Origin of the sequence: Pseudomonas donghuensis (genome assembly GCF_000259195.1) — a bacterium.
Classification (GTDB): Bacteria; Pseudomonadota; Gammaproteobacteria; order Pseudomonadales; family Pseudomonadaceae; genus Aquipseudomonas; species Aquipseudomonas donghuensis.
The window spans coordinates 193,427-202,369 of sequence record NZ_JH650758.1 but is presented as its reverse complement, the minus strand read 5'-3'; the positions used below and the strand labels follow the sequence as shown (position 1 = coordinate 202,369).

The following is an 8,943-nucleotide window of genomic DNA, read 5'->3' as shown; positions in this document are numbered from 1 at the left end:
AATACCCGTCGTGTAGGAGAACGGATGAGGCCGGTAGCCATACGTAGGCAAGACGATGAACAGGCAAGCCAGAAATACGCCAACCACCACCCACAAACCCCAGGGACGCCCTCTGACAACGGCGATGTGCCCGCCAGTAACGATGACAGTGACAATCGCTGTAGTCATCAGAAATGAGCGAATATCAGCGCTAAGCAGATAAGTGCTCCAGACCAGCGAAAGCGTGCACCCTACGGCAAGACAGGAGAGGAAGTAAGTGCAAAGGAACGTCGGGAAAAAGCGGGCTAGAAAATCTTTCAGTTTGGAATTTTGATTCATTCCGCCAGCTCCTCATACAAGCCCACCGCGATTGTCTGCACGGTATTGCTACCCGCAAGGCCCGTGGCGGCACCGAGCGAATCCTTGATCAGGGTCTGTGTCGCGTGCTTGAACTCGGTAGGGGTGTAGCGCTTGACCAGCTCGCCTGCGCTTTGTTTGAGTTTCAACTGTTTGGCCGTGAGTGACGGGTGTTTGATCAACAACAATTCTTTGGTCAGTGACTTGCGTTGTTGCCGACTCAAGGTCTTGGTCAGCTCATACCAACTGCTGCCAGTGGCGGCCTTGCGCACTTGCAGGTACTTCACCGTGTTCAGACCGGAAGCACCTACGCCAAGCAATGAGACAGCATCCAGAACCGGCATGACTGCTTGAAACCAGACGTTCTGGTCCATTTCGTCGTTGTCGGATGGGTTGTTGATCTCGTTATAGGTTCTGGCGATCCCAACAATGCATTGACCGGAGCTGGCGAGTGCCGCCGCACCGCCCACGTAACTCAATGCCAGACTCGTGCCGCCGGTAAATGGCACGGCTATCGAACCACTGAACAAAACAATCCAGCCAAGAACTGCTCCGGTACAAGACAAGGTGGTGTTGACCGCCTCCTTGACCACCCGTGACTCACGTGGATTGTTCTGCAACTGGTGCATGAATTGCGCAGGAGCCTGGTACTTCGGGGCCTCACGCAAAATCACCCGCTTGGGCAACACACTGCAAATCGGCTGAAACTCACGCAGGGTAACCACGTTGTAATCCGCATCGATATACACCACCCCCGCACCGACGATGCCCGGGTCGGCATCAATGGCAGCGAAGAGTTTCGGCAGGTTGATGCGGCTTTCGATGCGCTGCCTGGCGAAAAACTGCGACGGATTGCTATCCAGTCGGCTGAGCAACTCACTCATCTACGGTCTTCCTTGAAACGGCACAGCAGGCCGCCCGGCCTGTTACTGCCGGGCCGGGCGACGCTGCTGCTCAGGCCTTACACGTTAGGGCAAGGCACTGGCGCCCAGTCACCCATGTCAGGGTTTTTGCACATGCTGTTGACCTGGCTCTGGCCGGCGCTGGCAACCTTCTGGCTTTCAGCCTTCTTGGCGTTGGCGTCCTGCAGGGTCTTTTCGGTGGCAACGGCTTCCTTCGGCACCTCTGGCAGCTTTTTCTTCGCCTGGGCCGGGGCTTTGGTCTTGGTTTTGGCGGTGGTGGTTTTCTTGGCGTTGCCGGTGGCCAGCACTGGCGCTTCGGCTTCGGCAACCACCACGACGTCGTTACGCTGTACGCCGACCTGCTTGAGGTCTTGCTCGTAGGCCTGGGTGTAGTTGTTGAGGTTCTCACCCAGACGGCCGTTGACCGCGGTGATCAGGTTGTTCGACTCCTGCAGGCCGGCGATGATTTCCGCCAGGCGCTTGCGGCCTTCGCTGTCGCTGATCTTGTTGGCTTTGCGGCCGTCCATCAGGTTGCTGAACTCACGCTGGTAGCAAGCCTGGGAGGCTTTGGCGTAAGCGGTGCTGCGGTCCATGTCGACCGCGCTCTTGTTGATGTCGGTGGCGTAGGAGCCAATGCGCTGGTTGTCATCGCTGATCTGCTTCTGGCGCTCGGTGTAGTAACCGGCGGCACCGCCGACCAGGGCACCACCGGCAGCACCGATGGCGGCATTACGGCCACGGGTGTCGGAGTTGCCGGTCAGGGCGCCGGTCAGGGCGCCGCCGACGGCACCGATCAGGGCACCGGTGGCGACCGACTTGGTCATGTCCGAATCGGTGGCGCGCAGGTGCTGGACCGGCTCGTAGCAGCTCGGGTAGTACTCGACCTTGGTCGTCGCACCGACCTTGGACGCCGGCGAGCTGGCGCAGCCAGTCAGCAGGACGGTGCTGAAACCGGCCGCCAGCAGCAGCGCGGCCCGGCCGTTGGAAGCAGTGAAGAAGGGCTTGCGAGTTGAAAGCATGGTCAGGTTCTCTCTCTGTTTAGACACGCCCGGAACAACCTCATGTCGCCCCGGTCACTACGATGCTCGCCCGACAGCCGCTCAAGGTTGCGGAGCGGCTGATGCGAGCAGTTCTTTCAAAATCGTCGCCGGGTCCGCACGCCGTTGCTGGCGGTAGTCGCCGACATGGCGGACGAACAGGGTCGCGCGGCTGAGCAGGCTCTTGCCCAGTACCGGCTTGCGATTGAGTTCTTCCTTGACCCGCTGGAACTGCGCCTGAATCACCGCATCGGTGTAGCGCGTGCCAGTGGCAAGGTTGTCGATGTAGATCGCCACGGCGCCGTCGAGGGCGCTGCGGCCGTTGTTGATCGCGGCGGCGAACAGCTTGGCGCTGGTGTCGTCACCGGAAGCCTTGGCCTGCTGCTGGGTCTTTTGCAGGTTGGTCAGGCGGATGTTGTAGTTGTTGATGGTTTCGGCCACCAGGGCCGCCGACTGGATCAGGTTGCCGGCGGCTTCTTCGCGCTGCTGGGCGATCAGCGAGACGTTGCGCTTGAGCTCTTCGTTGACCAGGCCAAGCTCCGCTTGCAGGCGCGGGTCGGCGCTGGCGGCGATGATGCTGTCCAGACGCTTGGTCGGGTCCTGGGCGTCGTCGATGGCATCGGTCAGCGAGGCCAGGCGGCCCTCTTTCTGCCACTGTTCGAACAGTTCCTCATAACGCGAACGCGGGGCCGACAGGGCGCCGATGGCGACACGGAAACCTGTAGTTTCATTGCTTTGCTCAGTGCCATCGGCGCCGAACAGCGGGTACTCGCGGCGCATGCCGGTGAACAGCGTGCCCTCGCCTTCCAAGTAGTTGCCGCCCTTGACCACGAAGCCGCCATAAGCACCCTGGCGGCGCCCGGCATGCACCAGCTGGAACGACTCCTGGACCATTTCCGCGGCGTTGCCGACAACGTCGAACAGCCCCAACGGGTTGGGCAACTTGGTGCCGATCGGGGTCAGGCGCGCAGCCTGGCCGGTGCCGCCAGCCACCTGGTTGAACACCGCCCAGTCGGCCAATGGGCCATCACTTTCGCTGCCTTCAAGGCGTCGCGGGAACAGCCGGCCTTCCAGCTCCTGGCGACTGACGGCAGAGCCACCACGGGCAGCGAACTCCCATTCCACTTCGGTCGGCAGGCGCACAAAGCCGATACCGCCATCTTCAGCCTTCTTGCCACGGCCGCTGACCGGCAGCAGGTCGCGGTGGTTTTTCATCAACCAGGCGCTGTAGACCGCGGCAAAACGCTCGGCTTCAAAACGCGACAGCTTGACCTTGGGCAACCGCGCAGCCATGCCGGTCGGCGCCTCACAGGCCGGCGCCGGCTCGCCGCTGGCCAGCGACTGGGCCTGGGCCATCACCTGCGCGTACTGGCGGGCGGTGACTTCGTACTTGCCGATGAAGTACATCATCGGTTTCAGCGGGCTGCCGGCGTCGGTTTTCGGCAAGCTCGGGCCGATGCGTTTTTTCCAGTCGGCGGAGAGGTCCTGCAGGCTGAACTGACCGTTGATGAAGTCGCGGCGATAACCGGAAATGAACGACTGTTTGTAGCCCGCCTCGCCTTCGCTGAAGGGGTAGCCGAGGTTCACTTCCCGGTCATCGAGGCTGCCCTGGGCCAGCACATAGACATGACGGAAGACCATCTCGCCGTCGCACGGCAACGGCAGGCTGATGTCGTCAGCCAGCGGCTTGGGGTTGTCCAGCTTGTTGCTGGCAGGCTTGGGCTCGTCCTCGGCCTGGGCACAGGACACCAGGCTCAGGGCGGCGACGATCAGCGCCAGGGCGGGTAAGCGGCGGTCAAACATCTCGAATTCCTTCACAAGCGTCTATTCGTGCCACGCGCCAGCCCCCCAGGGCGGCAGCGGCCGCACTGGCTAACAGCACAGCGAGCAAGGCAACGAGGTAATGCGACGGGAGCAGATGGCTGGCGTACTCACCGGGCATCTGCATGAACAACTGGTTGAGGCCGCTCTCGGCCAAGGCGTACAGCGCAGCGCCAATGACGGCGGCAAGCACACCGCTGTACAGCGCCTGCAGCACGACGAAGGCCAGCAAGGCGCAAGTACTGAAACCGAGCAGGCGCAACACCGACAGCTCGCGGCGCTTGCGCTCGACCGCCGCCAGGGCGCCGGCGCAGATAGCCGCGAACGCGCCAGCCACTGCCAGCGCGGCAATGATCCAGAACACCAGGGTCAGGTTGCGGCTCAACGACTGCACCTGGGCAATGGCCGGGGCCTGGGTTGAAACCAGCAATTGGCGGTCGGCAAAGAAGCGGCGCAACGGCTCGACATCGGTGAGGTTGCGCGCATACAGGCGAAAGGCCGGGTAGACCCGTTGCGCCTCGCCGGCCTTGGTCTCCCCTTCCCAGGCAAAGGCGGGTACGGCACGGCCATCGCGGTAGTCTTCGGCAGCTTCCAGCAGCGCCAGCGGGGCGAACAAGGCGTCACGCTCGAAGGCTTCCACCGGCAATACGGCCAAGACCTTCAAGGTAGTGCGTTGAGCCTGAATCTGCCCGGCCAGCTGGCGGCTGAACGACGCCTCAAGCGAGTCGCCTGCCTGAGCGCCAAGCTTCTCCGCCGCCGTGCGGCTGAGGACGATCTGGTCGATGCCGTGGGGGATTTGCAGCCCCTGCAGAAGCGGGTCGCGGAGCGCCGTCGGGATCATCTCGACGTTCACCACCACCTTGCGGGCAGACAGCACCAGATCAGCAGTCGCGGCAATTTGCCGGGTACGCGGCAAGGCAAAGGCCACATCCGGACGCTCGGCCAACTCGGCAACGAAACCCGCGCTGAAACGGCCACCGCCCAACGGGATGATTTCCCGCACCGCCGGGTCGCGCTGCAAACGCTCGGTCAGGCTGCTGACCAGGCCGAACTTCAGGCCGAACAGCACCAGCAACGGCGCAATCACCGCCACCAGCGCCAACACGCTACAGGCAGACAGCCGCGCGTCGTTGCGGTAGTCCCGCCAAGCCAGGGCGGCGATCAGCATCGGGCGCATTACGACTGGCCCTCCAGCGTGGCGGTCACACCACCGTCGGCATCGCGGCGGCAGCTCATGCGCAACACCTGCAAGCCGGCATCGCGGGCCAGCGCCTCATCATGGGTGGCGATCAGGCAGGCCACCTGCCGCGCTTGCGCCTGACGCAGCAACAGCTGCATCACCCGTTCGGCATTGATTGGATCAAGGGCCGCCGTCGGCTCATCGGCCAGCAGCAGGTCGGGGTTGTGCGCCAGGGCACGGGCGCAGCTGACCCGCTGGCGTTGGCCGACCGATAAGGCTGTCGGCTTCTTGTCGAGCTGGTCGTCAATCTCCAGTTGCTCGGCCAGGCGCTGCACGCTGCCGTCATCGCCCAGGCCAAGTACCTGACGAGGCAGAGCGATGTTGCTGCGCACGTCGAGAAAGCCCAGCAGGCCGCCCGCTTGCAACACATAACCCAGGTGCCGGCGGCGCAGGTGCGCCAGCCGGTCCTGACGCTGTTCACGCCACAGCTGCTGGACATCGTAGGTGTGCGAGTCGGTGCTGAACACGAAGCGCTCGGCCTGATCCGGCTGCAGCACCAACGCCAGCAGGTCGAGCAAGGTGCTCTTGCCGCAACCGCTGGGGCCGACCAGCGCCAGCTGCTGACCGGCACGCAGCTCCAGACGCTCGATCTCCAGGCTGTAGCGCTGGCTGCCGAGGCCGCGGGTTTTGCGCAGCGCGTGCAGCTTGATCATCACGGCAGCGTCGACAACGGAACACGGTACAAGGCATCACCGGGCTCGGCATTGCCGAAGCGCACCCAGTTGGCCATGTCGTTGTGGAAGGTTTCGTACAGGCGGATCTTCGAATCCAGCTCGTCGATGAAATCCTCCTGTTCGGCAACGCTGAGCGACAACCACAGGTCCTGGGTCATGCTCAGGGATTTGCTGCGGTATGGCAGGCCCTCCAGGTATTCGCCCAGCACCCCGCCTTCGGCAAGGTTGGCGCCCTTGCGCAGGGCGGCCGGGTCGCGACTCATGTAAGCACTGGCGCTGGCGATTTCCTGGAAGAAATCCTTGGGCGAAGTGCGGGTCTTGCGCGCGGCATCAACGATCAGTTTCAGCGACTGTTGCAGGTCGTTGAGTTGCAGCTTGGTAAGCATCACGCAAACCTGCAGGGTTGGCAGCGCCGGGTTGGTCAGGTCGCGGTCCGAGGTCCAGGCGCTGACCAGTTGCGGGGCCTGGCTGGCGCTCTTGCGGCCGAGAAAATCCATATGCATGGCATAGCCGATGGCGGCTGATTTATCTGCAACGCTCGGCGAGGCGGCCAACAGCGGCACCGGCTGCGCCTGGTTGCTGCGCACCTGATGAACCAGGTCGGCGAAGCTCGAGCCGATCTCGCGCACCCGCTCGCCGAACTTGTTCACATCACCACCGGGCACCGACACATACAGATCGCCGATCTGCGGGTTGGCATCGGCAGTCAACACCCGGTACTGCTGCTCGGCGTAGGCGTGGTTCTTCTTGCCGGCGTCGGTGCGCAGGTGCAAGGCGTAGATTTTGATCTGCTTGCTCAGGGCCGCCTGGCGCACTTCCGCTTCGTTCATCTGGGTGCTGCTGTAGCGGTCGTTCTTGCGCAAGGAGCCGGCATCGCTGACCAGCAGGATCAGGCGACCGCCATAGCCGGACCAGTCCATGCCGTCGACCGCCTGCATGATCCCGGCAAAGGCGTCTTCGTTGAACGAGTGGCTGGAGACGTTGGTGGCCTTGACCTGTTCGGCCAGCTTCAGAAAACGCTCGGGGTCGCGGCCCTGGTCCAGGGTCACCAGGGTCTTGGTCAGATATTCCAGGGCCGGTGTGCGCGTGGTGCTGTTGCGAAAGCCGACCAGGCCGAAGCTGACGTTATCCAGCTCGCCACGGCGCGAGATCTGTCCATGCAGCTCGTGCACCACCTGGCGCACCTGATCGATATAGGGCTGCATCGACACCGACGTATCCACCACCAGCACCACGGCGGTACGGAAGGCATCGCTGGAGGTGGCCATGCCGGCGGCCTTGGGTTCACTGCTGCGCGCGCTGCTGCCTGGGTCGATGGAGGCGACATTGAGCAGTTGCAGCGGCTGGCCGTTTTCGTCAAAGCTCTCACGCGCCTCGAAGATCGGCATCAGGTAGAACTGGTCTTGAGGCACGGCGCTGGCGCTGGGTTCCAGGGCCATCACCTGCGGTACTTCGTCCGGGTTGTTCTGCGCCTTGAGCAGCTCGCTGCGAGCGGCCGAGGTATCGCCGAGCAAGCGCTCAAGCTCCTCGGCCTGGCGCAGGAACATCACTGGCGCGCGCCCCGAGCGTTCAGTGAACTTGAGTACCAGGCTCTGCTTCCAGTCGCTGACCTGGGAGGCTGGCAACCAGCCGTCGCGGCGGCCATCACTGGCGGTGCCGACCTGCAGCCAGGGGCTGCCGTTGACGTCCTGGCGCTGGTAGACATAGAGCACGGTAAAGGCCGGCAGGGTATCGCTGGGCGTGGCGCCCGGCTGGCTGACGACCTGGGCGCCAGGCTTGCTCAGCACACGCTGGAACAGGGTTTTCTTGCCGGCCATCAGCAGCGGCCGATCACCGTCGTTGCTAGCGGCTACGGGCGTCTGCGGCGCCGGCGCGGGGGGTTGCACCGACGGCGCCTCAACGACCTGTTCATCGCCACTCATGCTCCAATAGCCCACCCCGCCCAGGCCCAGGGCGGCCGCGACGGCTATGGCGAGCAGGGCCAACGCCGGACGCTTGCGCGGTGCCGGCGGTGGCGATGCCTTGGCGATCGGTTCCGGTGTTGGCGCGGGAGGCAGCTGTGGAGTCTGCACCGCTACAGGCGTCACCGGGCTGGTAATTGGCAGCGGCTGGATCAAGGTGCTGTCAGCTTCTTGCGCTGGCAGGCGATCGAGCGCCGCCAGCAGCGTCTCGGCATCGGCGTAGCGCTCGGCCGGGTCCTTGGCCAGCAAGCCACGGAGGATCTCCTGATACCGGCCGTGCTCGATCGGCAGCTCCGGCAACGGTTCGGTCAAATGCGCCAGCGCCGTCGACAGCGCATCGTTGCCGCTGTACGGCAGCTTGCCAACCAGCATCTCGTAGAACACCACGCCCAGGGCGTAGAGGTCGGCACGGCCGTCGATTTCCTGGCCGCGCGCCTGCTCCGGGCTCATGTAGCTCGGGGTGCCGACGGCAAAACCGGCCTGGGTGAACTGGGTCCGGTCATCCAGCGACTTGGCGATGCCGAAGTCCGACAGCACTGCGGTGCCATCGGCGCGAAACAGAATGTTGGCCGGTTTGACGTCACGGTGCACCAGGCCCTGGGCGTGGGCGTAACCCAGTGCCGAGGCGATCTGGCGGATGTACGACAGGCCCTGCTCCGGCGTTACCCCGGCGGCAATGCGTTCCTTGAGGGTTCCGTTGGGCAGGTACTCCATGGCCATGTAGTACAGCTCGCCGACATTGCCGATGTCGTGGATGGTCACCGTGTGCGGGTGCGACAACCGCGCCAGGGTTCGGCCTTCACGCAGGAAGCGCTCGCAGAAGGTCGGGTCGGCGGCCAGTGCCGCGGCCATGACCTTCAATGCCACCTTGCGCTCCAGCGAGCGCTGGGTGGCCAGGTAGACGGTGGCCATGGCGCCTTCGCCAATCTCGCCGTCGATGTCGTATCCGGGGATCACTTTGTCCATGTGCTT

6 protein-coding genes and 1 pseudogene are annotated in these 8,943 nt (G+C 63.8%); all 7 read right to left on the bottom strand.

Going from position 1 to position 8,943, the window contains the following annotated elements; genetic code table 11:
• Positions 1–318, bottom strand: a pseudogene (locus UW3_RS26555) (hypothetical protein); the annotation flags it as partial.
• Complete coding sequence (locus UW3_RS0105495) at positions 315–1,220, bottom strand: Ssp4 family T6SS effector (RefSeq protein WP_010221291.1); 906 nt, start codon at positions 1,218–1,220, stop codon at positions 315–317. The gene UW3_RS0105495 and the pseudogene UW3_RS26555, both read right to left, overlap by 4 nt.
• Positions 1,221–1,297: 77 nt before the next feature.
• Entirely contained in the window at positions 1,298–2,257 is a 960-nt protein-coding gene (gene tagQ, locus UW3_RS0105490) for a type VI secretion system-associated lipoprotein TagQ (RefSeq protein WP_010221290.1), read from the bottom strand.
• Positions 2,258–2,338: 81 nt separating this feature from the next.
• Positions 2,339–4,078 carry a formylglycine-generating enzyme family protein gene (locus UW3_RS0105485; RefSeq protein WP_010221289.1) on the bottom strand — a complete coding sequence of 580 codons (1,740 nt, stop codon included), beginning with the start codon at positions 4,076–4,078 and terminating at the stop codon, positions 2,339–2,341.
• A complete protein-coding gene (locus tag UW3_RS0105480) occupies positions 4,071–5,273 on the bottom strand; it encodes an FtsX-like permease family protein (protein WP_010221288.1) in 1,203 nt (400 codons plus the stop codon). The genes UW3_RS0105485 and UW3_RS0105480 overlap by 8 nt, the downstream gene beginning before the upstream one ends.
• The gene (locus UW3_RS0105475; RefSeq protein ID WP_010221287.1) at positions 5,273–5,989 is read right to left on the bottom strand and encodes an ABC transporter ATP-binding protein; all 717 of its coding nucleotides are present in this window, start codon (positions 5,987–5,989) and stop codon (positions 5,273–5,275) included. Before UW3_RS0105475 ends, UW3_RS0105480 begins: the two co-directional genes overlap by 1 nt.
• On the bottom strand, positions 5,989–8,937 hold the full coding sequence (locus UW3_RS0105470) for a serine/threonine-protein kinase (protein ID WP_010221286.1): 2,949 nt from the start codon (positions 8,935–8,937) through the stop codon (positions 5,989–5,991). Before UW3_RS0105470 ends, UW3_RS0105475 begins: the two co-directional genes overlap by 1 nt.
• Positions 8,938–8,943 lie beyond the last annotated feature (6 nt).